This is a genomic window from Hymenobacter nivis, from assembly GCF_003149515.1.
GTDB lineage: Bacteria > Bacteroidota > Bacteroidia > Cytophagales > Hymenobacteraceae > Hymenobacter > Hymenobacter nivis.
Genome location: NZ_CP029145.1, coordinates 1990980 through 2013576 on the forward strand (window position 1 = coordinate 1990980; position 22597 = coordinate 2013576).

Below are 22597 nucleotides of genomic sequence, written 5' to 3' on the forward strand. Positions count from 1 at the left end.
CTTATTTCCCGGCGGTGGTAGTTTCTTTCGACGGCTTACCGCCGCCGGCCTTGCTCAGGTAGTGGCGCATCACCAGGGCGATGGAGGCGTAGGAATCGTCGAGCTTGGCCAGGGCCTCCTGGGGCGTCATCCAGCGCACTTCCTCGATGTATTCCTCGGCCTGGGGCTTCATTACGGAGTCGTCGAGGCACTGCATCACGTACCAGCTGGTTTTCTTCAGCATTTTGTTGCCCTTGTAGGCGTAGCTGTGCCAGGTACTGGGCAGCTCCTCGCCGATGGCCAGCTTAATATTGGTTTCCTCCTCCACCTCGCGCAGGGCCCCCAGCACGGTGTCTTCGTCGCTTTTGAGCTTGCCCTTGGGCAAATCCCACTTACCGAGGCGGTAAATCATCAGTACCTGGCCGTTCTTTACCACCAGCCCACCGGCGGCCTTGGCAATCTTGAACTGGTCCTTGAGGTGTTGGATGAGCACCGTTTTCTTGCGCACCAGCATGGTGAGGGACTTCAGCTTTTTGAGCTTTTTCACCTCCATCAGCCGCAGCAGGCGGTCGAGGAACGCGGTTGTGACATCGCGCACCAGCACGTCGCCCACCAAGTCCTTGGACGTAAACTCCTGCTCGGGGCCCAGCACCAGGTCGTACTTGTGTTTGTATACTTTCTCGCTTAGTTTTTTGATAACCAGCGGAATATCGTTGATGAAGAGATTCATCGAAGCAAAGGTCGGGGAATGAATGGGCCGCCGGGCCCCGTGGGGCCCGCCCTGCAAGATACGGGCCCGCGCCGCTTTGCGTGGGCCGGGGCCCATCTTTGCCGCATGAAACGCATCGGCCTGCTCTCCGACACCCACGGCTACTTCGACGAGCGCATCGCGCACCACTTGCGCGGCTGCGACGAGATTTGGCACGCCGGCGACTTCGGCACCGCCGCCGTGGTGGGGGCCCTGGAAGCGCTGGCGCCGGTGTTCCGGGGCGTGTACGGCAACATCGATGGGGCCGATGTGCGCCGCACCGAGCCCCTGGTGCAGGATTTTGTAGTGGAGGGCCTGCGAGTGCTCATCACCCACATCGGCGGCTACCCGGGCCACTACGCCCCGGCGGCCCGCCCCCTGCTCGACGCCGCCCGGCCCGGCCTGTTCGTCACGGGCCACTCGCACATCTTGCGCGTCGTGCCCGACAAAGCGCGCGGCCTGCTGCACCTCAACCCCGGCGCCGCCGGCCGCCACGGCTTCCACCAGGTGCGCACGCTGCTGCGCTTCGGCGTCGAGGCCGGCAAAGTGGTGGACTTGCAGGCCGTAGAACTGGGCAAGCGCGGGGCCCTGGAATAGTGCCGCAGTTTTGGGCAAGCGGCCGGGCAAGCGGTCCGCGGGCAGGAGCCGAGTGGCTTGCCGGGGGCCGAGCATTGCTACTTGGGCATTTTTGCTACGTCGCCCAAGGTCAGCATCTTGTAGGCAACGCCCAGCACGGCGGCGTTTTCTTCCACCGTGTCTTTAAACCCGGCCTGCCGGCGGCGTTGGTTCACCTGCGCCGGGCCCTGGATTGGCCAAACGAAGGGCGGCTGCCCGTTGTAGCTCCTCACCTGCGTGCCGTACAGCTGCTCTTTGCCATCATTCATCAGCTGGCGGTCCAGCATCGTGGCGTACCGGAAGAAGGGCAGTTCCCCCTGGTCGGCGGCCGCTTTCATCATCGGCAAGTTCTGGGGAATTGTGGCTGGGGTGTGCTGGATAACGCTCCACACAGCCTCGTTGGTGGGCGCGCCTACCAGCGACTTACCAGGGTAACCGTACTGCTTCACAATGGCTTGTACGCGCCCCAGGTCAGTTGCGTCCACCCGGTGCATCTGGTCCATGATGGTGGCGTTAAGCGTGGCTTTCGTCACTCCCAGCGCGGCCGCCAACGAATCCGGGTTGCGGTTGATGCGCGGGTCAAACAGCATGGCGCGGTAGCGCTGGTCCACCTCGTAAATGCTGTCGAGCTCGTGCTTGAGCCGGAGGTTGAGCTTTGCCTGCGCTGCCGCTGGCAAGGCCCACGTACTGAGCAGGGCCGCGTAAGTGAAAGGTTTCATGCCCCCAAATTAGGGCCACGCGCTCGAAAATAGGCCAGGCGTTACTGCCCAGCTCCTTCGCTCGCTTTCGGGGATGGGGCTCCCGGCATCAAGGGGCCCGAATAAAACGCAAAAAGCGCCTTCCCCGCTGGGGAAGGCGCTTTTAAACTATAGCAACTGCTAGGCAAAAAGCCTTACAGAGCGATTTCGGGCTTGGGGTGCTCGCCGCTCTGGCCGTCGGCGTTCACGGGCTTGGTTACGGCTTCGGCGGCGTCAAAATCGGCGGCGTTCTCAGCGGTTTTGTCGGCGGCCGGAGCTTCGGCGCCCACGGCGTGCTTCACGGTGTCGGCCACTTCTTTGGCTTTTTCCACCACCTCTGAGTGGCTTACTGCGTCTACGGCACCGCTCACAGCCTGCTTGGCTTTTTCAAACAACGATGAATCTTCTTTAACAGCGGGAGCCTCGGCTTTGGCGGCCGGAGCGGCGGCTTTAGCGGCGGGTGCCTCGGCCTTAGCGGCCGGGGCCGCGCCTTCCGGCGTGGTGAAGCGGCTCTTCAGCTCGTCCAGGTCCACGTTTTTCAGCACCGGGGTGCGGAGCAGGTTTTTGATGATGTGCTGCTTGTTGTTGGCGCGGGCAATGTTTTTGCGGTGCTTGCGCTTGAGGCGGGTAACGGACATGGTGCCGGGCGGTTAAGGTCTTATTGCTTAGGAAATGGAGGGCAAAAGTACGGTTTTAATTCGGAAAGTAAAAACGGGGGAGCATTTTATGGGTTTAGGGCCCACCCCGGGGCCCCACGGGCTACTTTTGCTGTGGGCCACCACTGGCCCATTGCCCGGTTTTTCTTCGCTGCCCCCGCTATGCCCTCTCCCGCCCTGCCCCTCGTTGATTTGCGCTCCGACACCGTGACGCGCCCCACCCCGGCCATGCTCGAAGCCATGTTCGGAGCCCCCGTGGGCGACGACGTGTACGAGGAAGACCCCACCGTGGCCCGCCTCGAAGCCGCCACCGCCGCCCGCTTCGGCATGGAAGCCGGCCTGTTTTGCCCTTCCGGCACCATGACCAACCAGATTGCCATCAAGGCCCACACCGAGCCGCTGAGCGAAGTCATTTGCGAACAAACGGCCCACGTGTATCTGTGGGAAGTGGGCGGCATCGCCTTCCACTCGGGGGCCAGCGTGGCGCTGCTGCCCGGCGAGCGGGGCCGCCTCACGGCCGCGCAGGTGGAGGCCGCCATCCGGCCCACGAACGTTCATTACCCCATCACGCGCCTCGTCTGCCTCGAAAACACCCACAACCGCGGCGGCGGCAGCTGCTACGCCTGGCCCGAGCTGGTGGCCATTGCCGAGGTGGCGCGCCGCCACCAGCTGCCACTGCACCTCGACGGGGCCCGGGTGTTCAACGCCACCGTGGCCACCGGCCAGCGTACCGAGGACTATGGCCAGCTGTTCGATTCCATTTCGGTATGCCTGAGCAAGGGCCTGGGGGCCCCGGTGGGCTCGGTGCTGCTGGGCTCGGCGGCGTTCATTCAGAAGTGTAAGCGGCTGCGCAAGGCCTTCGGGGGCGGGTGGCGGCAGGCCGGCTACCTGGCCGCGGCGGGCCTCTACGCGCTGGAAAACAACGTGGACCGCCTCGCCGACGACCACGCCCGCGCCGCCCGCCTCGCCGGGGCCCTGGCCCAGCAGCCCTACGTAGCCGAGGTGCTGGCCCCGGAAACCAACCTCGTCATTTTCCGCCTGCACGCCGCCCTGCCCACCGCCACCTTCCTGGCCCACCTGGCGGCCCACGGCATCAAGGCCAGCGAGTTTGGGCCCCAGTGGGTGCGCTTCGTGACGCACCTCGACGTGGACGACGCCGGCCTGGCCCGCGTGGAAGCGGCACTGGCAATGAGTGAGTCGGTGAATTAGTGCGTCGGTGAAGGAATGAGTTGGTGAGTACAGGCACGGAAGCCTTGACATTTTACTTGCCCCCGCACGTACCAGTTCACCAGCTCTCTCCTTCACCGACGCACAACTCACTCCTTCACCAACGCACTAATTCACCGACTCATCTATTTGAATGGAACTCTATAATGCCCTAGCGCTGCTACTAACCACGGCGGCGGCCTTTGCCTACCTCAACCAACGCTTTTTGCGGATGCCACCGGCCATTGGGCTGATGGTGTTGGGGCTGGGGGCCTCGCTGGCGCTGGTGGGGCTGGCGCAACTGGACTACGCGCCGGTGCTGCGCCTGGCGCGGGTGGTGGAGCGGCTCGATTTCAGCAATTTGGTGGTGCAGGTGATGCTGGGGTTCCTGCTCTTTGCCGGGTCGCTGCACGTGGACACGCGCCGGCTGGGCGCGCTGCGCGGGCCGGTGGGCCTAATGGCCACGCTGGGCACGCTCTTGAGCACGGGCGTGGTGAGCGGGGCCATGTACGTGCTGCTGCCGTGGTTTGGGCTGCCCACGCCGTTTATCTACTGCCTGGTGTTCGGGGCCCTCATTTCGCCCACCGACCCAGTGGCAGTGCTCAGCATCCTCACCAAGGCCAACATTGATAAGACCCTGGAAACGAAGATTGTGGGCGAGTCGCTGTTCAACGATGGTGTGGGCCTGGTGCTGTTCGTGGTAACGCTGGAGGTGGCCACCGTGGGACCCCAGGACTTCTCGGTGGGGCGCGCCCTGGCCCTGTTTGCGCAGGAAGCCTTGGGCGGGCTGGTGCTGGGCACGGCCCTGGGCCTGGGCGGGGCCTGGCTGCTGCGCAGCATCAACCACTACCAAACGGAGGTACTGATTACCCTCGGGCTGGTGGCCGGCGGTACGGCGCTAGCCTCGGCCTTGCACACCTCGGGGCCCCTGGCCATGGTAATGGCCGGCCTGCTGGTGGGCCACCTCAGCCGCACCCGCGACGTGCTCTCGGACGAGTCGCAGGACTACGTAGACAAGTTTTGGGAGCTGCTCGACGAGGTGCTGAACGCGCTGCTGTTTGTGCTGATGGGCCTGGAGGCGCTGGTGCTAAAAATCAGCACGCACACGCTGCTGGCCGGGCTGGCGGCCGTGGCGGTGGTGCTGGCGGCGCGGGCCGTGGCGGTGGCCGTGCCGCTGCGCATTTTGCGCATCGGCGCGGCCTTTCCCAAAAACGACGGCAGCTTCCCGGTGCTGGTCTGGGGCGGACTGCGCGGGGGCCTCTCGGTGGCGCTGGCCCTGAGCCTACCCACCGCCCTGCCGCGCGAGCTGCTGGTGGGCCTTACCTACGTGGTGGTGGTGTTCAGCATCGTGGGCCAGGGCCTCACCATTGAGCCGCTGGTGCGGCGGCTGGGGCTGAGCAAGGACCCGGCCCCGACCGACCACTAGGCGCGGGGGCCGGCCGTTTTTTCTTGTTTGCCGTTAAAAGTCTGCATGAATTTATTTGTTATCGGCGATGTGCACGGATGCTTCCACACGTTCAGCGCCTTGCTGCGGCACTGGCGGCCGGCCACCGAGCGCCTCGTACAAGTGGGCGACCTCGTGGACCGCGGCACCGACAGCCCCGGCGTGGTGGAGCTGGCCCGCCAGCTCCAGCAGCACGACCCGGAAAACGCTGTTTTCATCATGGGCAACCACGACTGGGGCATGGCCCAGCACCTGGGCCCCGGCGGGCCGCTATCCGAATGGCTGAGCTGGGGCGGGCGCGAAACGCTGCACCAGTACCAGTTCCGGCACCCGGCCTGGCTGGGGCCCCACACGGCCTGGCTAGCCGAGCGGCCCTACTTCTGGGAGAGCGACCACTTGCTGATTTCGCACGCCGGCCGGGCCGATACCACGTTCCCATTCGACCCCACCAACTCCGACGGCTCGCTCTGGCGCCGGGGCCCCCTGCTAAACCTGGGCAAGCTGCAAGTAGTAGGCCACACCCCCACCGACGACGGCCGCCCCCGCTTCGACGCCGCCGCCCTGGCGCTGTACATCGACACGGGGGCTTACCGCGGCCAAACCCTCACCGGCGTGCGCCTGAGCGAAACGGGCGAGGTGCTGGAAATTATCTCCCTGCCCACCGACCCGCGCGATTTGTACTGAGCCCGGAAGCAATTTTGCGGGGGTTAGGGTTTGCCAGGGGCCCCAAGCTGTCATACTCATCTGATGTCCGCGCAGCTGAGCATGACGTCTTCCTATCTAGCCAGCCAATTACAGGTTCTTAACCATGCCCCAGACCGCCGCCCTCCAGCACCTCAGCGCCACCGATGCGGTGCTGGCCGCCCTCATTGCCCGGGGCCCCGCCATTGCGCCCCGCGCCCACGAAGACCTGTATCTGGCCCTGCTGCGCGCCATTGTCAGCCAGCAGATTTCGACCAAGGCGGCGGCGGCCATCTGGGGGCGGTTCACGTCGTTATTTAAGCCCGAGGGCTACCCCGAGCCGCGCATCTTGCTGGAAATGAGCGAGGACGACCTGCGCCAGGTGGGCCTCTCGCGTCAGAAAGCCGGCTACCTCCAGGCCATTGCCGCGTATAACGAGCGCGGCCTGCTCGACTACGAGCACCTCACCAGCCTCTCGGAGGAAGCCTTCACCCAGCACCTGACTGCTATCCGGGGCGTAGGCCGCTGGACGGCCCAGATGCTGCAAATGTTTGCCCTCGACCAGCCCGACGTGTTTGCCGAGGGCGACCTAGGCATCCAAAATGCCATGCGCCGCCACTACGGCCTCGAAACTACCGGCCGGGCCCTGCAAAAAGAAATGCTGGCCCTGGCCGAAGCCTGGCGCCCCCACCGCACCCTGGCCTGCAAGTACCTCTGGCAGAGCCTCGACCAAAAAACCGAACTGGAGCCGCTGACGGTTGTAAATCAATTAAAGTAAAAGCTGTTATAGGAAATCGTCGGCACGTTATGCTGAGCGCAGTCGAAGCATCTCTCCCCCTGACTAAACCATGGTTTACTGCTGCGGGAGAGGTGCTTCGACTGCGCTCAGCATGACCGTTTGATTAACTCAAACAGCTTTTTAGCAGTTAGTCCTTACCCGTCAGCTCGATTTGCTCGATGCACTTGTAGAGGCTGCCCTTCTTCTGCATGATGCCGATGTTGTTGATGTTCAGGCGCATGTTGTAGGTGCTCTCGTTCAGGAAGTGTAGCACGGGGCCCAGGGTTTCGGGCGTGGTGTCGTGCAGGGCCAGCGAGAGGTGGGGCAGCCAGCGCGAGGGTGCGTTATAGCGGTCGGCGCCCTTGCAGAGCGGCTGCGTCACGTCCAGTACGCGCTGGTGCAGCGAGTTGAGGTCGAACGAGCGCAGCACGGGGATGTAAATCACCGGTTTGGGCCCCGGGAAGATGCCGATGCCGGTGGTATAGGCCGAGAATGACGGCGTAGTGGCCGCCACTTCGGCCAGCGACTCGCGCAGCGTTTCGGTGCTGCGCACGGCCGCCAGCATGAAGGTGAAGTGCGGTGCCGGCGTGGCCTGCACGGCCTTCAGACCAAACTTGGCTTCAAGCTCGGCAATGATTTTGTTGACCCGCTGGGCATTGCGCGGGTGCAGCATAGACGTGATGGCGAGCATTGCAACGGGCAAAAAAGCGAACGAAAACCCGGGGGCCCGGGCCCCTACTGGAACCGCAGCCGGGCGATGGTGAACTGGCTCACCGGCGGCTGTTGGTTAGCCTGTAAGGCGTTGAGGTTGGAATAGAGCACGTAGCCGTCGGTGCCGGCGCGGGCGGCCAGGGTGGTGGGGTATTGCGGCAGCGTGGCGAAGGTACCGCCGAGCGCGGCGGCGCCCCAGCCGTTGGTGGTGGTCAGGCGCTGCACCTTGGCCTGGGCGTTGGTGCTCACTTGCAGCGTGTTGTTATCTTGCAGGCGCAGGCCGTCGGCGCCGGTCAGGTTCAAGCCGGTGGTGGCTACGCGGGTGAAAGTGCTGGGGTCGCTGAGCGGCACCTTGAACAGGGCCCCCGCGTCGGACTTGGCCACCAGCAGGTAGCCGTCGGGGTGGTACACGATACCATTGAGGCCAAACGTGCCGGCCGGGGCCGTGAATTGCGCGCTGTTCAGCAACACCGTGGCGTTGCCCTGGAGGTCCACTTTGTAGATGACGGGCGCGAAGCTGTCGGTCACGTAGGCGTTGCCCTGGGCGTCCACGGCAATGTCGTTGGCGAAGTGGTTGAGGCCGGGCAACAGGGCCCCCAGGTCCACGGCGCGCACCAACTGGCCGTTGTCGCGGTTGAAAATGACCAGGCGCGCCAGCTTGCGTAGCGTGGCCGTACTGGTGCGGGCGGCGTTGTAGCCGGGGTCCGACACGGCCACCAGTACGCGGTTGCGGCCGGCGTCCAGGTTCAGGCCGACGCTCGACACCAGGGCGGCGTCGGTGGCAAACTCGGTGTAGGTACCGTTGTCGGCCACGGCGCCCACGGTGCCCGCGGTTTGCGAGCTCACTAGGAAGCGGCTGCCGGCGGCGTCGTACTGCACGCCTTCGGGGTAGAGGGCCGGCTTGGTGAATACCACCGTTTCGGGCGCCTCGGGCTGGGCAATCGGAATATCGTTTTTGGAGCAGGCGGCCAGGGCCAGCAGGCCGGCCAGCGGGGCCAGGCGACGGGCGGGGGCCCTAAATGAAGCGAAGAGAAGCGAGCGAACGGGCATGAATCGGGAATGAATGCAACGGTGGTTGCGTTGCCATACGCCCTGGCGCGGGGCGCGGTTGTACCGCCGGGGCCCCGGGGCGGTAGCGGCCAGGCTTTGCGCGCCGTACCTTTGCCCTTCAATACGCCGCACCCGATGATTTCCATTTCCGACCTCGACTTTCACTTTGGCTCCCGTGCCCTGTACGATAACGCCAGCCTGCACATCAAGCCCAAAGATAAAATTGGCCTCATCGGCCTCAACGGCACCGGTAAATCCACGCTGCTGCGCCTGCTGGTGGGCGAGTATAAAGCCGACGGCGGCAGCATTTCGATGAGCAAGGAAGTGAGCCTGGGCTTCCTCAACCAGGACTTGCTGAGCTACGACACCCACGAGAGCATCCTGCACGTGGCCATGCAGGCTTTTGCGGAGGCGCTACGCTTGCAGGACGAGATTGAGGCGATTTTGGTGAAGTTCGAAACCGACTACACCGACGACCTGGTGGAGAAGCTGGCCAACTTGCAGGAGCGGTTCGAGGCCCTGGGCGGCTACACCATGCAGTCGCGCGCCGAGGAAATACTGGAGGGCCTGGGCTTCGGCACTGAGGAGCTACCCAAACCGCTGAAGTCGTTTTCGGGCGGCTGGCGCATGCGCGTAATGCTGGCCAAAATCCTGCTCCAGCAACCCTCACTGCTGCTGCTCGACGAACCCACCAACCACCTGGACCTGCCGAGCATCAAGTGGATTGAGAACTACCTGGCCGACTACGAGGGCGCCGTCATCATCGTGAGCCACGACCGCGAATTCCTGGACCGCACCACCAATACCACCGTAGAAGTGACCGGCGGCAAGCTGGTGCCCTACGCCGGCAACTACTCCTATTACCTGGAGGAAAAAGAGGAGCGCAACCTCATTCAGAAGGGCGCTTTTGAGAACCAGCAGTCGCAGATTCGGGCCGCCGAGCGGTTCATCGAGCGCTTCAAGGCCAAGGCCAGCAAGGCCAAGCAGGCCCAGAGCCGCGTGAAGGCCCTGGATAAATTGGAGCGCATCGAGGACGTGGCCCAGGACTCGGCCAAGGTCAACATCAAGTTCCAGTTCAAGGTGGAGCCCGGCCGGCACATCCTGCGTATGGAGCACGTGACGAAGAAGTACGACGAGAAGCTGATTTTCCGCGACACGAACGTGCACATCGAGCGGGGCGACAAAATCGCGCTGATTGGGGCCAACGGCAAAGGCAAATCGACGCTCATGCGCCTGGTGGCCGGCACCGAGGCCCCCACCGCGGGCAAGCACCAGCTGGGCCACAACGTCATCATGTCGTTCTACGCCCAGCACCAGCTCGAAAGCCTGACCCTGGACAACGAGATTTTGCAGGAGATGAGCGAGGCCGGCTCGAAGCGCAACGACATGGAGCTGCGTTCGGTGCTGGGCTCGTTCCTGTTCACGGGCGAGGAAGTGTTCAAGAAAATCAAGGTGCTGAGCGGCGGCGAGAAAAGCCGCGTGGCGCTGGCCAAAACCCTGATTTCGGAAGCCAACTTCCTGCTGCTCGACGAACCGACCAACCACCTGGACATGGTGTCGGTGAACATCCTCATCCAGGCCCTGGAGCAGTACGCGGGCACGTTCATCGTCATCAGCCACGACCGCTTCTTCGTGGAGAACGTGGCCACCAAAATCTGGTACATCGAGGACTTCCAGCTGAAGGAGTACCCCGGCACCTACGCCGAGTACGAGCAGTGGCAGGAAGACCGCGAGAAGGCCGCCAAGAAAGCCGGCCTACCCAGCCCCAGCGCTCCCAAGCCCCAGCCCAAGGAAGAGAAAAAAGCCGAAACCTCCCCCGCCAAAACGTCGTCGCCCGACCAGAAAAAGGCGCTCAAGGAATTGGCCGAAGTAGAAGCCAAAATCGACACCCTGGAAAAAGAATTAGCCGGCTACGAAAAAGAGCTGGCCGACCCCAAGATTTACCAAAACACCGCGCAGCTCAAAGACGCTACGGTGAAATTTGAGCAGGTAAAAAAGGAACTGGGCCGCATGAACGACCGCTGGGAAATACTGGCGGAGATGTAATTCTGGATAGCTATTAAAGTCGAAAGCCTCTCTCGGAGCCATTGCTTCGGGGGAGGCTTTTTAATTGGTACTAAGTACCGACGGGGGGGGGGGAATTTATTATCCGCTAAGTACCCGTTGGTAAATAGCTTATGTTAAAACAGATAGTCATGCTGAGTTCGTTCAAGCATATATTCTATTTAACTAACTCTAAATGTTATATTTAACTCCGAATAAGAGATACTTCGACTGCGCTCAGCATAACGTTCTTTACATCAAACAAATTAGCAATGGGTACTTAAATACCAGCCATAGTCGCAACTACCGTAGACGTCATCATGGTAATATAGTAATTCGTGCAGTGAATTGCGGTTAGCAACAATAATTCTTTATTTTCTAGGTTTTCGAAAGCGTCAGTTGATATCAATTGATAATCAAAGTTCATTTTGGACCACTGCAGATTTGGCTTAATAGTTAGCAATTTTTCTTCGTTACTAAGTAAAACAAAAATATTTTTTAGAATACTTATTTGCTTTATTATAAAGCACTGACCTATGTCACTAATTTTTGAATTAATTATAATTTGCCCTTTCCAATTCATTTCAAAGTCTAGCAGAGTTCTCTCGTTGTGCTTGACTTCAATGGTTGTTCCCCAAAATCCTTTTGGCCTAATTGTAAAATTCGCATCACCACTAACTAGCTGAATTTCTGCCTTGAATGAATACCAGCTTTCGTACTTTAAGCGTCCAACCAAAGCGTCCGCTTTTGTTAAATTGAAATCTTTGGTATTTGTCGATTTAACCTCGTAGTCCGCCATATTTTTCTTTTTTGGGGTTAATGGTACAAGCCATAATAGTTGGATGGCAGCCGGTGCGCCCACGCCGGGCGCTTTGCTAGGCAGGCCGAAATAACTCATTAAACTGCAACCTATCCCCCACTTCCTCACAGAATCTGGCAGAACTCCAGCCGTTCGCCGTCGGGGCCCAGCAGGTTGAAGAACTTGCAGCCGCGGGCCCAAAAATTTAGGAAAACGGGCTGGTCTTCGATGATGGTGATGCCTTCGCTTTTCAGTAGGGCGTAGGTGGCGTCGATGTCGTCCACGTCGAAGGCCACGTGGTCGATGCGGCCGTCGCGGCGCTGCCGCACGCGACGGCGTTCGGGCTCGGGCATTTAGTAGCCTTCGAGGATGATATCGCCGCGCTGCATCACTGACACCTGGCCGGGGGCCCCGGCGTGGTCGAAGGTGGCGTTCGTGGCGCGGTGGAAACCGAGCTTTTCGTAGAAGGCCTGGGACGCTTCCAGGTCGGTGATGGGCAGGCCGACGTGTTGCAGGCGGTTCGTTTTCAACCCAATAGCAGGGCAATCGTTTTTGGTTTTACTGCTTGTCTAAGAATACGAATATCTTTTCGTAAGCGCTGGTTAGCTCGTTTGCGCTGGGGCTGTGCAGGCCTTCGGGCAGGAAAAGCACCACGTTTTTATTGGGGTCTTTATTGAGCAGTACCACAAACTTTTCGAAGGTGCTGGCCGGAACCTGGTCGTCCTTTCCCCCGTGCCACAAGAAAAATGGCGGATCGTTTTTATCGAAATAGGTTATCGGCTCATACTTGGCAACAGTTTCCTTGGAGGCGAAATCGGCGGAGGGGAAGAGCGCAATTCCAATCTCCTTCATAATTGGCACTTCGTTGCTTGTAAAAACCTGCTCTACTACGTCCAATCCGTCAACAGGACCCGAGAAGTTTATGACGCCGGCAATTTTAATTCCGCTGTCTAGCTTATTAGGGTATGCCGGATCGTTGGCTGTAGCCGCCACCATGCTGGCAATGTGGGCCCCGGCAGAAAATCCCGTAAGTATTACCCGGTCTAAATTGAGCTGGTAAGTTGCGTGGTTGGCTTTTAGGAAATTTAAGGCGTTAGTTAAATCTTCCGTTGCAATTGGAATTCCCCGCTTCAGGCGGTAATTCATATTAACCACATTTAACCCCTTTTTTAAGTAGGGTTGGATGTAGCGTTCTTCATTAGACTTATCACTTACATAATACCCACCGCCGTGCAAGAAAACGATAGTAAAGTTTTTATTTTTCAGCTTGTTTGCACTCGCTGACATATAAATATCCATGGTTTGCTCTTTGTCGGTACCATAGGGCACATCCTTCTTTACCTGGTAGGTTGTTTTTATTTGTTCGTCTGTTTTATCAACTATTGAGACCAGTTTAGCAGAACACGAGCTGAGTGCCAGCGAAACGAATAAACCGAAACTAAGAATATTTTTATTCATGGCGGTAATGCTTTCTGAGTTGCGGCTAGGCGGGTGGTGAGGAATTAGGAGTTGGTTCCGCGCTTTCCAAGGCGGGGAAGCTGGGCCCCGCGGGGGCGGGCATTCGGGGGTTTTGGGCCACGATGCCCGGGCCAGCGCCGGGCGGTGCGAATATCGGTACCGTTTGCCAATGGTGGGCCCGCGCGGAGGGGCCGCAAATTGAGGCCGCGGCTGCGCCTGTACTCCGCGGGCCACGGGCGCGGCGGCTGGCCGGGGCAGCGGAGCCCGCATCCTGCACCCGGCCGTACTTTCGCCCCATGCGCTTCCTGCCCTACCCGTTCCTGCTCCTCGCCGCGGCCTGCGTGCCGCTGGGCACGCCCATCACCTCCACTTCCACGGCCCCTACTACCGTTAATCGGGCCAGCGCGGGGGCCCCGGCGGCGCCCGCGCTGCGCTACGCCGACTACACCTATTCGCCGGCCGTGCAGAGCGTGCAGTGCTACGTGGCCACGGGTACCAACACGGCTGTGTTTCAGCCGCCGGTGGTGCCGCTGGGCCAGAGCCAGTCGCTGGCGCTGGAGTTTGACGTGCTCGGCGACCAGGCCCCGCGCCTACTGGCCCGGCTGGTGTACTGCGATGCCAACTGGCAGCCTTCGACGCTGATTGACAACCAGTTCCTGACCGACATCAATGAGTTTCTGATTACCGACTACAAGATTGGCATTGGCGGAAAGGTGCCGTTTTTCCACTACGCACTGCGGGCCCCGGCCCTGAAGGTGAGCGGCAACTACCTCTGGGTGGTGCAGGACGGGGCGGGGGCCCCGCTGCTCTCGCGCCGGCTACTGGTGTACGAAAACCAAGTAGCGGTGACCCTGGAGCTGGGCCTGGCGCCGGGCGGCGACCAGCGCTTCACGCTCCAGCAGCTCAATTTCGGCATCAGCTACGGCGGCGTGGATTTGGTGAACCCCGCCGCTGAGGTGCAGGTGGTACTGCGCCAGAACTTCCGCTGGGACAATGCCCGCTACGGCCTGCGCCCCACCTTCGTGCGCGACGCCGAGCGCCGGCTCGACTACCAGTACTTCAACTACGAGAACACGTTTCCGGGCCTGAGCGAGTACCGCTACTTCGACACCCGCTCCATCCAGACCGTGGGCCAGAACGTGCTGCACCTCGACCTACGCGCCCGCCCCACGGCCGTGGCCCTGGTGCCCGAAACCACCCGCGCCGGCCTGGGCTACTTCCAGTACATCGACGCCAACGGCCGCCGCGTGTTTGAGAGCCGCGAGTACGGCAACGGCACCACCAACGCCGACTACGCCGACGTGACCTTCCAGCTCCGCGCCGACCAGCCCGCCCCGGGCCCCGTGTACGTGCTGGGGGCCCTCACTGACTGGCAGTTGAAGGACGCCTACCGCCTCACCTACGACGAGGCCGCCCATATGTACACCGGCCGCGCGCTGCTAAAGCAGGGTTACTACAACTACAGCTACGCCGTGGCCCGCCCCGACGGCACGGCCGACGAAACTTACTTCGAGGGCAGCCACTACGAAACCGAAAACCAGTACGACCTGCTGGTGTACTACCGCCCGCCCGGCACCCGCACCGACCTGCTCATCGGCTACCAGGCCATTGATGCCAACGCCCGGCAGTAGCTGGGGGCTCTAAAGGGAGCACAATAAAATTATAAAACGGTCATGCTCATCTGTCGTTCGCGCAGCCGGAGCATGACCGTTTACAAGTCTTAATTGCCCTTTAGGGCCCCAGGACAGCCTACTGCCCGCTGAGCTGGGCGCTGACCTTGAGCGTGAGGGGCTGGGGCCCCATGTAGCCCCCGGGCATGCGGCCGCCACCGCCACCGCCGTAGCCCCGGCCGCCGTAGCCGCCGCGCCCGCCCATGCCGCCGCCGTAGCCACCGTTCATGCCACCGGCACCCACAACGCTCATGTCGCTATTGTTGGCACCACTGGGCGCGGGCACGCGGTTGCTGAGCACCGTGACGCCCACCTTAGCGCGCTGGCCGCTGGCCAGGTTGGGCACCTTGCGGTATAGCAGGCGCAGGGGCACGGCCAGCTCGTACACGATGTTGTCCTGCGCGTCGAGGGCCAAGCCGAGCTTCACGCCGAGCGGCGATTGGGTGTCGGTGTAGGTGGGCTCCTTGTTGCCTTTGTAGTTGAGCAGCTCCATGTCGTGCACGTCGGCCAGGGCCTGGGCCAGGCGGGCGCGGCGGTCTTTGAGGCTCATGGGAGCGGTGGCTACCGGCTGGCCGTTGGCGTCAAGTGCGGGCTTGGCCATGGGCTCGGGGTGCAGCTTGTAGCGCACGCCAAACTGCTGCTGGTTTTGCCCCGTGCTATCGAGCCATACCGTGAAGCCCTGGCCCAGCAGCCGCCCCTGCGTCATGGGGTCCGATACTTTCAGGCGCACGTACACCGCCCGCTGGTCGTTGAGCACCGCGTACTGAAGCTTGCTCCCGGCGTCGTAGCGCAGCGAGTCGGGGCCCCAGTCGGTGCTTTGGCCGTCGATGGTGGGCGGCGCAGCGGCGAAGCGGCTGGGGTTGGCGGCCTGGGGCTGGCGGCCGCAGGCAATGAGCAGCAGCGCGGCCGGGAGGCAGGCGGGCAAGGAACGAAGTGGTGTCATGGGCAAGGCAAAAGGACGTAACTGCGCAAATTTACGCTCCGCGCCGCCCCAGTCAGATGTAGATTTAGTGAAGTACTTGTAACTTTGGCACCACTTTAGTGCGTTGTAGGGAGCAACGCCACTACGGCCGCGCTAGTACTATTCGTTTTACATCCTTTATGAACCTTGCGTTTCTCCGCGCCGGGGCCCTGGCCGTACTACTGCCGCTGGCCAGCGCCGCCCCGTCTACCCCGGGCTTGCCCACCGCCCCCACCGCCCACCCGCTGCAAGGCGCCAAGCCCGACCCGGCCGTCATCGCCCAGTTTGGCCTCTACAACAACCCCGCCCTGCAACGCCTCATCAACGCCAAGGGCCAGCAGATGGAAGCCGTGTCGGATCGCCCCGGCGACTACGGCTTCACCATCGTCGACTCGCCGGTCATCAACGCCTTTGCCACGCCCGAGGGCCACGTGTACTTCACGCGCGGCATCATGGCGTACTTCAACAACGAGGCGCAGTTCACCGGCGTGCTAGGCCACGAGTTGGGTCACATCACTGCCCAGCACGGCAAAAAGCAGCAGCGCAACAACACCTTTGCCGGCATCGGCATGTTGCTGGCCCAGCTTGCAGCTCCCCAGGTCATGCAGTCCATTGGGGGAGTTGTTCAGCAGGGCGTTGGGTTGTGGATGCTGAAGTACAGCCGGGGCGATGAAAACGAAGCCGACGGCCTGGGCGTGAAGTACTCGACTAAAATTGGCTACGATGCCAGCCAGATGGCCGACTTTTTCCTCACCCTGCAACGCACCGAGGAGCAAAGTGGCTCGTCCACGCCCACCTTCCTCTCCACCCATCCCAACTCGGCCGACCGCTACCAGCGGGTGAAGGGCCTGGCCGCGCAGGCCAAGCAAGCGGTGGGCAACCGCCCGCTGGCCGTGAACCGCGACGCCTACCTGCGGGCCATTGAGGGCCTGCCCTTCGGCGACGACCCGCGCCAGGGCTTCGTGGAGAATAACGTGTTTTATCACCCCGATTTGAAGTTTCGTTTCCCGGTGCCCAGCGGCTGGAAAACCCAGAACTCGCCCGAACAATTCCAGATGGCCGAGCCCAGCGGCAAGGCCCTGCTGGCCTTCGCAGGGGCTGGCACCGGCACGCTCGACGCGGCCGCGCAGGCCTTGGTGAAGCAGTTGGGCCTCACCGGGGCCCAGGCCCAAAACACCACCATCAACGGCTTCCCTACCGCCGTAGTGGAGGGCGACCAGGCCGCCCAGAGCCAACAGAGCACCGCGGCCCACGTGCGCGCCTACCTGCTGCAAGACGGCAAGTCCATCTACGCCTTCATCGGCCTGGCGCCGGCTGCCTCGTTTGCTACCTACGCGCCGCAGTTTGCCGCCGTGGCCCAGGGTTTCAGCCGCCTCACCGACGTCAGCAAACTGAACCGCCAGCCCGAAAAAATCCGCATCAAAACCGCTACCGGCACCACCACGCTCGCCGCCGCCCTGGCCGCCAACGGCATCGCCCGCGGCCGCTACGAGGAGCTGGCCATCCTCAACGGCATGAAAACCACCGACCGGCTGAGCAAGGGCATGCTCTACAAAGTGGTGGGGAAATAATTTTTTAACCTGGTTGATTTCACTCTACCCCGGGGCCCTAGTATCCCCGGGGCCCTAATTTCCACACTGGCGCTGCCGCCGGCCAATTTTTCTGCATGGCTTCGCATTCTGCTAACCTTCCCCCGCCTACTGCCTGGCAGCGCCTGACGCGCATGCTGGACACGGAGCGAAAGACGATTAACTACATCATTTTCTACGCCATCGTTACGGGCCTCATCAGCCTGACGCTGCCGCTAGGCACTCAGGCGGTATTCAATTTGGTATCGATGGGGGCCGTATTTTCGTCGACCTACATCCTCATCGGCGTCGTATTTCTGGGCGTAGTGCTGGGCGGCATTCTGCTCATCGGGCAAATGACGCTAGTGGAAGCCATCGAGCAACGCCTATTTGTCAAGGCCGCCATCGAGTTTGCCTGGCGCCTGCCACGCATCAAGCCTGAGGCCCTGGAAGGCGCCAACCCGCCGGAACTAGTGAACCGTTTTTTCGACATCCTGACCATTCAGAAGAGCCTCACCAAAATCCTGATTGACTTGATGTTTGCGGCGTTTCAAGTGCTGTTTGGCGTTATTGTGCTATCGTTTTACCACCCGGTATTCATTGCGTTTGGCCTGCTCACCATTCTGCTGCTGGTGCTCATCTACGCCCTGAACTACCGCCGCGCTCTGCGCACCAGCATCGAAGAATCGGCCTACAAGTACGAGGTAGTGGCCCTGCTGGAGCAGGTGGCCAGCGACCTGCCCGCTTACCGCCACGACGAGGCGCGGCAGGAGCAAGCGCTGGCCCGTACCGACGAGCTGACGGCCGAGTACCTGAAGGCCCGCAACGGCCACTTCCAGGTGCTGAAGCGGTACTTTACCTACACAGTGGCCCTGCGGGCCCTGCTCACGGGGGGCCTGCTGGTGGCGGGCACACTGTTCGTAGTGTCGCGCCAGATGACGCTGGGCCAGTTTGTGGCCGCTGAGATACTGATTGTGCAAATCAGCGGCTCGATTGAAAAACTGATGACCGGAGTGAGCACCATCTTCGACAGCCTGACCGGCGTGGAAAAACTGGCCGCCGTCACGGATTTGCCCCTCGCCGATAATCGCCCCGCCCATGCTTAACCTATCTAACCAAAACGTGGACCAAGCGGTGTGGCAGGAAGCGCCCCGCCTAGCCCGTCCCGAACTGCTCGACCCCGAGGGCGGGCGCCGGCTGGGCCGCGTCATGATGGTAGCGGTCTTGGTATTCTTCATCATCCTGTTTTTACCCTGGCGGCAAAACATCGAAGGCAGCGGCACCCTCACGGCCCTCACGCCCCAGGACCGGCCCCAGACGGTACAGAACGCCATCGCGGGCCGCATCGAGCACTGGGCCGTGCGCGAGGGCCAGCTCGTGCGCCGCGGCGACACGCTACTCACGCTCTCCGAAATTAAGGACGAGTACTTCGACCCCAACCTCCCCGAGCGCCTGGGCGAGCAGCTGGCCGCCAAGCGCGGCAACGTGGCCGCCAATGGGGCCCGTATCGCGGCCGCCAGCCGCCAGATTGTGGCCCTGCGAATGAGCCTGGTGGTGGGCCTGGCCGCCGCCCGCAACCGCGTGCAGCAGGCCCGCAATACGGTAGCGATGGACAGCGCCGACCTGGTGGCCATCACCAACGCCTACCGCATTGCCCAGAACCGGCTGGCCCGCTACGAAGCCGGCTACCAGAACGGCCTGTTTTCGCTCACCGACATTGAGGCCCGCCGCCTGAACCTACAAAACGACCTGGCCAAGGTAGTATCGCAGCGCAACAAGCTGGGCAGCAGCCGGCAGTCCCTGGACAACAGCGTCATCGCGCTGACCGAAATCCAGGCCAAGTATCAGGAGAACCTGGCCAAAACCGAGTCCGACCGCAGCTCGGCCGTGTCGAGCCGGGCCAGCTCGGAGGGTGAGGTAGCGGCGCTGCGCAACAAAATCAGCAACGTAGCCGTGCGCCGCGGCCTCTACATCGTACGGGCCCCACAAACCGGCTATCTGGTGCGCACCCTCAAGGCGGGCATCGGCGAAACCATCAAGGAAGGTGAGGCCATCGCCACGCTTCAGCCCGAGGCCCCGGTGCTGGCCGCCGAACTGTACGTGCGCGCCATGGACGTGCCGCTCATCCAGCGGGGCCGGCAGGTGCGGCTGCAATTCGACGGCTGGCCGGCCATTCAGTTCTCGGGGTGGCCGTCGGTGGCGGTGGGCACGTTCGGCGGCACCGTGTCGGTGATTGACGTGGTGAGCAGCACCAACGGCCGCTACCGGCTGCTGGTGCGCCCCGTGCAAACCCAGCCCGGCGACCAGCCCTGGCCCCCGCAGCTGCGCCTCGGCTCGGGCGTGTACGGCTGGGTGATTCTGGATTCGGTGCCCGTATGGTACGAAATCTGGCGTCAGCTCAACGGCTTCCCCCCCACCCTGACCACCACGCCCGACGGGTCGCCCATCAAGGCGGAGGGCGGCAAAGGAGAGGGTAGCAAGTCGTGAGGACAGTTCAAAAATTAGCGGCGGTTGTACTGGGGGCCCTGCGGCGCGGAGCCCTGCCCCTACTGCTGGCGCTGGGGCCCCTGGGCCTGCGGGCGCAGGGCCTGCCGGCGGGGCAAGGGGCCCCGGAGCAGCTCGGGCCGGACCAGCTGGCGCCCGGGCAGCTCGCACCGCGCCGGCCCACTTCGGACCCGGCCACGCCGGGGAAGCTGGCTACGCCGGCCGCGCCGCTGCTGCTGGGCGGGGACCCGGCCGGGCCCCGCGCGGCCCTCGACTCCACCCGCGTGTTCTCGCTGCAGGACCTGGCCGAGCTGGTGTTTGCCAACCACCCCATCGTCAAGCAGGCGGTCTTGCTCAGCGCCAAGGCCCAGGCCCAGGTGCAGCAGGCCCGCGGCGGCTTCGACCCGAAGCTGGGCGCGGGCTTCGACCGCAAAGTGTTCGGGGGCACCAACTACTACAACGACTGGACCAACGAGCTGAAGGTACCGCTGTGGCCGGGCGGCGTCGACCTGAAAGCCAGCTACGACCGCTACGTGGGCACCTACGTCAACCCGGAGTACCGCACGCCCCTGCCCGGGCTGGCGGGCATTGGCCTGTCGGTGCCGTTGGGCCAGGGCCTGCTCATCGACGCGCGCCGCAGCACTCTGCGCCAGGCCCGCATCATGGTGGCTGCCGCCGAGGCCGACCGCGTGAAGCAAATCAACGAGGTGTGGCTGCAAGCGGCCAAGGACTACTGGTACTGGTACTACACCTACCAGCAAACCGCGCTTATCCAGGAAGGCGTAGCACTGGCCGAGGGCCGCTTCCGGGCCGTGAGCCGCCAGGTGGACGCGGGCGACAAGGCTCCCATCGACTCGGTGGAGGCGCGCATCACGGTCCAGGACCGCCTCTTGCAGGCCGAGCAGCTGCGCGTGGAGCTGCAAAACGCCCGCCTCGTGCTGTCCAACCACCTCTGGAACCGCGACGCCCAGCCCGTGGAGCTGCCCACCCGCGCCGTGCCACAGGCCGTGCGCCTGGCTCCCGTCGACACCACCGACCTGAACCGCCTCAGCGCCCTGGCCGCCGCCCAGCACCCCACGCTGCGCAAGCTGGACGCCAAAATCCGCCAGCTCGGCATCGAGGAGCGCTACCGACGCGAGCTGCTCAAGCCCAAGGTCAACGTGAGCGGCACGCTGCTGAGCCAGGGCGATTTCTACCGCACCGAGCTGCCGGCCACCTACGGTTTTGGGTGGAATAACTACAAGGTAGGCGTCGATTTTGCCTTCCCCCTCTTCCTACGCCTGGAGCGCGGCAAGCTCCAGCAAACGCGCATCCAAGTGCAGGAAACTGGCCTGGAGCAGCAGCAGAGCCGGCGCACCATCCTTAACCAGCTCACGTCCACCTACAACACGCTCAAGGCCTACGAGCGCCAGCTTGCTCTCCAGGCCCTCACCATCGACAACCAGCGCACCCTGCTGCGGGCCGAGCTCACCAAGTTCAACCTCGGCGAGAGCACCGTTTTCCTCATCAACACCCGCGAAACCAAGCTCATCGACCTCCGCCTGAAACTGGCCAGCCTACAGGCCAGCTACGAAAAATCACTGGCCGAGCTGTACTACTACGCCGGCACCCGCACCCCGGGCACGGAATAAAATCAAGTAGCTTGGACTGTGTAGTCCAAGCTACATGCTGGGGGCCCCAATTCATAGCAAACCAGCTCGTTTCCAAGCAAAAGGCCCGGCGTTTGCGCGCCGGGCCTTTTGCTATTAATTATGCTCAAAATCCATTATCAGCGGGCTCAGACGTTGAAGCGGAAGTGCATAATATCGCCGTCCTGCACCACATAGTCCTTGCCTTCCACGGCCATCCGGCCGGCTTCCTTAATTTTTACCTCGGTTTTGTACTCTTGGTAATCAGGCAGTTTGATAACCTCGGCGCGGATGAAGCCCTTTTCGAAATCGGAGTGGATGACGCCGGCCGCCGCGGGGGCCTTGTCGCCGCGGTGGATGGTCCAGGCGCGCACTTCCTGCACGCCGGCAGTGAAGTAGGTGATGAGGTTCAGCAGCTCGTAGCTGGCGCGGATGAGCTTGTTCAGGCCCGACTCAGTGAGGCCGTACTCGCCCAGGAACATCGCCTTCTCGTCGGGGTCTTCCATCTCGGCAATCTGCGACTCGATGGCGGCCGACACCAGTACCACTTGGGCCCCTTCGGTTTTCACGTGCGCCCGCAGGGCGGCCACGTGGTTATTGCCGTCGGTAGCAATGCTGGCTTCGTCCACGTTGGCCACGTAAATCACGGGCTTGATGGTAAGCAGCTGCAAGTCGGCCACGGCCTCCAGGTCGTCGGCGGTAGCGGCCACGGCGCGGGCGTTCTGGCCGGCTTCGAGGGCGGTTTTAAACTTCTGCAGGCCCGCAACTTCCTTCTTGGCCACGGCGTCGCCGGCCTTGGCGCTGCGCTCCGATTTCACCAGCTTCTTGTCGATGCTCTCCAAATCCTTGATTTGCAGCTCGGTGTCAATCACGTCCTTATCGAACACGGGATCTACGCCGCCGGCCACGTGCACGATGTTGGGGTCGTCGAAGCAGCGCACCACGTGGATGATGGCGTCCACCTCGCGGATGTTGGCCAGGAATTTATTGCCCAGGCCCTCGCCCTTACTGGCGCCTTTCACGAGGCCGGCAATGTCGACAAACTCGATGATGGTGGGCAGCACGCGCTTGGGGTTCACCAGCGCCTCCAGGATTTGCAGGCGCTCGTCGGGCACGGTAATCACGCCCACATTGGGCTCGATGGTGCAGAACGGGTAGTTGGCCGATTCGGCTTTGGCGTTGGATAACGCGTTGAACAGGGTGGATTTGCCGACGTTCGGCAAGCCCACGATACCGCAGCGGAGGCCCATTTTAGTTAATGATAAATTGTGAATTATGAATTGTGAATTGGCGCAATTCGGCCGCAAAGGTACGACTTGCCGTAGCGTAGATTCTGTAAATCCACAGGTAACGGCAACCAAAGCCTATAGCGCGGACTTTG

The 22597-nt window shown here is 62.3% G+C and carries 20 protein-coding genes and 1 pseudogene; 11 read left to right on the forward strand and 10 right to left on the reverse strand.

Translation table 11 applies throughout. The features are described 5' to 3' along the window. Position 1: 1 nt before the first annotated feature. Positions 2-709: an NUDIX hydrolase gene (locus tag DDQ68_RS08665; RefSeq protein WP_109655943.1), complete on the reverse strand. Its 708-nt coding sequence runs from the start codon at positions 707-709 to the stop codon at positions 2-4. Positions 710-814: 105 nt separating this feature from the next. Between DDQ68_RS08665 and DDQ68_RS08670 the strand changes: the two genes are divergently transcribed. After that, entirely contained in the window at positions 815-1324 is a 510-nt protein-coding gene (locus tag DDQ68_RS08670; RefSeq protein WP_068234424.1) for a metallophosphoesterase family protein, read from the forward strand. A 77-nt stretch (positions 1325-1401) separates the two neighbouring features. Here DDQ68_RS08670 and DDQ68_RS08675 read toward each other — a convergent pair whose 3' ends face one another. Continuing rightward, the gene (locus DDQ68_RS08675) at positions 1402-2061 is read right to left on the reverse strand and encodes a DUF6624 domain-containing protein (protein WP_109655944.1); all 660 of its coding nucleotides are present in this window, start codon (positions 2059-2061) and stop codon (positions 1402-1404) included. 173 nt (positions 2062-2234) lie between these two features. After that, complete coding sequence (locus DDQ68_RS08680) at positions 2235-2717, reverse strand: hypothetical protein (protein ID WP_109655945.1); 483 nt, start codon at positions 2715-2717, stop codon at positions 2235-2237. A 180-nt stretch (positions 2718-2897) separates the two neighbouring features. On the opposite strand from DDQ68_RS08680, the gene DDQ68_RS08685 reads away from it, so the two are divergent. From DDQ68_RS08685 to DDQ68_RS08700, 4 genes are all read left to right on the forward strand, one after another. Next, on the forward strand, positions 2898-3944 hold the full coding sequence (locus DDQ68_RS08685; RefSeq protein ID WP_109658372.1) for a threonine aldolase family protein: 1047 nt from the start codon (positions 2898-2900) through the stop codon (positions 3942-3944). 151 nt (positions 3945-4095) lie between these two features. Continuing rightward, positions 4096-5367 (forward strand): cation:proton antiporter, encoded by a 1272-nt coding sequence (locus DDQ68_RS08690; protein WP_109655946.1) that lies wholly within the window; start codon positions 4096-4098, stop codon positions 5365-5367. Between the two features lie 45 nt (positions 5368-5412). Beyond that, positions 5413-6069 carry a metallophosphoesterase gene (locus DDQ68_RS08695; protein WP_109655947.1) on the forward strand — a complete coding sequence of 219 codons (657 nt, stop codon included), beginning with the start codon at positions 5413-5415 and terminating at the stop codon, positions 6067-6069. A 124-nt stretch (positions 6070-6193) separates the two neighbouring features. Further along, a complete protein-coding gene (locus DDQ68_RS08700; protein WP_109655948.1) occupies positions 6194-6844 on the forward strand; it encodes a DNA-3-methyladenine glycosylase family protein in 651 nt (216 codons plus the stop codon). Between the two features lie 148 nt (positions 6845-6992). On the opposite strand, the gene DDQ68_RS08705 is transcribed toward DDQ68_RS08700, so the two are convergent. Both DDQ68_RS08705 and DDQ68_RS08710 read right to left on the reverse strand, forming a co-directional pair. Further along, the gene (locus tag DDQ68_RS08705; protein ID WP_109655949.1) at positions 6993-7535 is read right to left on the reverse strand and encodes a 2'-5' RNA ligase family protein; all 543 of its coding nucleotides are present in this window, start codon (positions 7533-7535) and stop codon (positions 6993-6995) included. A gap of 44 nt (positions 7536-7579) precedes the next feature. Further along, positions 7580-8605, reverse strand: coding sequence for an SMP-30/gluconolactonase/LRE family protein (locus DDQ68_RS08710; RefSeq protein ID WP_109655950.1), 1026 nt, complete (start codon positions 8603-8605; stop codon positions 7580-7582). Positions 8606-8740: 135 nt separating this feature from the next. Here DDQ68_RS08710 and abc-f point away from each other — a divergent pair, with 135 nt between their 5' ends. Further along, on the forward strand, positions 8741-10651 hold the full coding sequence (gene abc-f, locus DDQ68_RS08715; protein WP_109655951.1) for a ribosomal protection-like ABC-F family protein: 1911 nt from the start codon (positions 8741-8743) through the stop codon (positions 10649-10651). Between the two features lie 277 nt (positions 10652-10928). On the opposite strand, the gene DDQ68_RS08720 is transcribed toward abc-f, so the two are convergent. From DDQ68_RS08720 to DDQ68_RS08730, 3 genes and pseudogenes are all read right to left on the reverse strand, one after another. After that, a complete protein-coding gene (locus tag DDQ68_RS08720; protein WP_162549958.1) occupies positions 10929-11546 on the reverse strand; it encodes a hypothetical protein in 618 nt (205 codons plus the stop codon). A gap of 26 nt (positions 11547-11572) precedes the next feature. Next, positions 11573-11977, reverse strand: a pseudogene (locus tag DDQ68_RS24415) (VOC family protein). Positions 11978-12005: 28 nt separating this feature from the next. Beyond that, positions 12006-12905 carry an alpha/beta hydrolase gene (locus tag DDQ68_RS08730; protein ID WP_162549960.1) on the reverse strand — a complete coding sequence of 300 codons (900 nt, stop codon included), beginning with the start codon at positions 12903-12905 and terminating at the stop codon, positions 12006-12008. A gap of 296 nt (positions 12906-13201) precedes the next feature. Between DDQ68_RS08730 and DDQ68_RS08735 the strand changes: the two genes are divergently transcribed. After that, complete coding sequence (locus DDQ68_RS08735; protein ID WP_162549961.1) at positions 13202-14536, forward strand: type IX secretion system plug protein; 1335 nt, start codon at positions 13202-13204, stop codon at positions 14534-14536. Between the two features lie 118 nt (positions 14537-14654). Here DDQ68_RS08735 and DDQ68_RS23445 read toward each other — a convergent pair whose 3' ends face one another. Continuing rightward, positions 14655-15518, reverse strand: a complete 864-nt coding sequence (locus DDQ68_RS23445; RefSeq protein WP_211320252.1) for a hypothetical protein — start codon at positions 15516-15518, stop codon at positions 14655-14657. 158 nt (positions 15519-15676) lie between these two features. On the opposite strand from DDQ68_RS23445, the gene DDQ68_RS08745 reads away from it, so the two are divergent. The 4 genes from DDQ68_RS08745 to DDQ68_RS08760 all read left to right on the forward strand — a co-directional run bounded on the left by DDQ68_RS08745 (position 15677) and on the right by DDQ68_RS08760 (position 21219). Then, the gene (locus DDQ68_RS08745) at positions 15677-17107 is read left to right on the forward strand and encodes a M48 family metalloprotease (protein ID WP_109655956.1); all 1431 of its coding nucleotides are present in this window, start codon (positions 15677-15679) and stop codon (positions 17105-17107) included. 95 nt (positions 17108-17202) lie between these two features. After that, a complete protein-coding gene (locus DDQ68_RS08750) occupies positions 17203-18210 on the forward strand; it encodes an ABC transporter transmembrane domain-containing protein (RefSeq protein ID WP_109655957.1) in 1008 nt (335 codons plus the stop codon). Then, complete coding sequence (locus DDQ68_RS08755; RefSeq protein ID WP_109655958.1) at positions 18203-19591, forward strand: HlyD family secretion protein; 1389 nt, start codon at positions 18203-18205, stop codon at positions 19589-19591. Before DDQ68_RS08750 ends, DDQ68_RS08755 begins: the two co-directional genes overlap by 8 nt. Beyond that, positions 19588-21219, forward strand: a complete 1632-nt coding sequence (locus DDQ68_RS08760) for a TolC family protein (protein ID WP_245897385.1) — start codon at positions 19588-19590, stop codon at positions 21217-21219. The genes DDQ68_RS08755 and DDQ68_RS08760 overlap by 4 nt, the downstream gene beginning before the upstream one ends. A gap of 146 nt (positions 21220-21365) precedes the next feature. Here DDQ68_RS08760 and ychF read toward each other — a convergent pair whose 3' ends face one another. Next, positions 21366-22466 (reverse strand): redox-regulated ATPase YchF, encoded by a 1101-nt coding sequence (gene ychF, locus DDQ68_RS08765; protein WP_109655959.1) that lies wholly within the window; start codon positions 22464-22466, stop codon positions 21366-21368. Positions 22467-22597 lie beyond the last annotated feature (131 nt).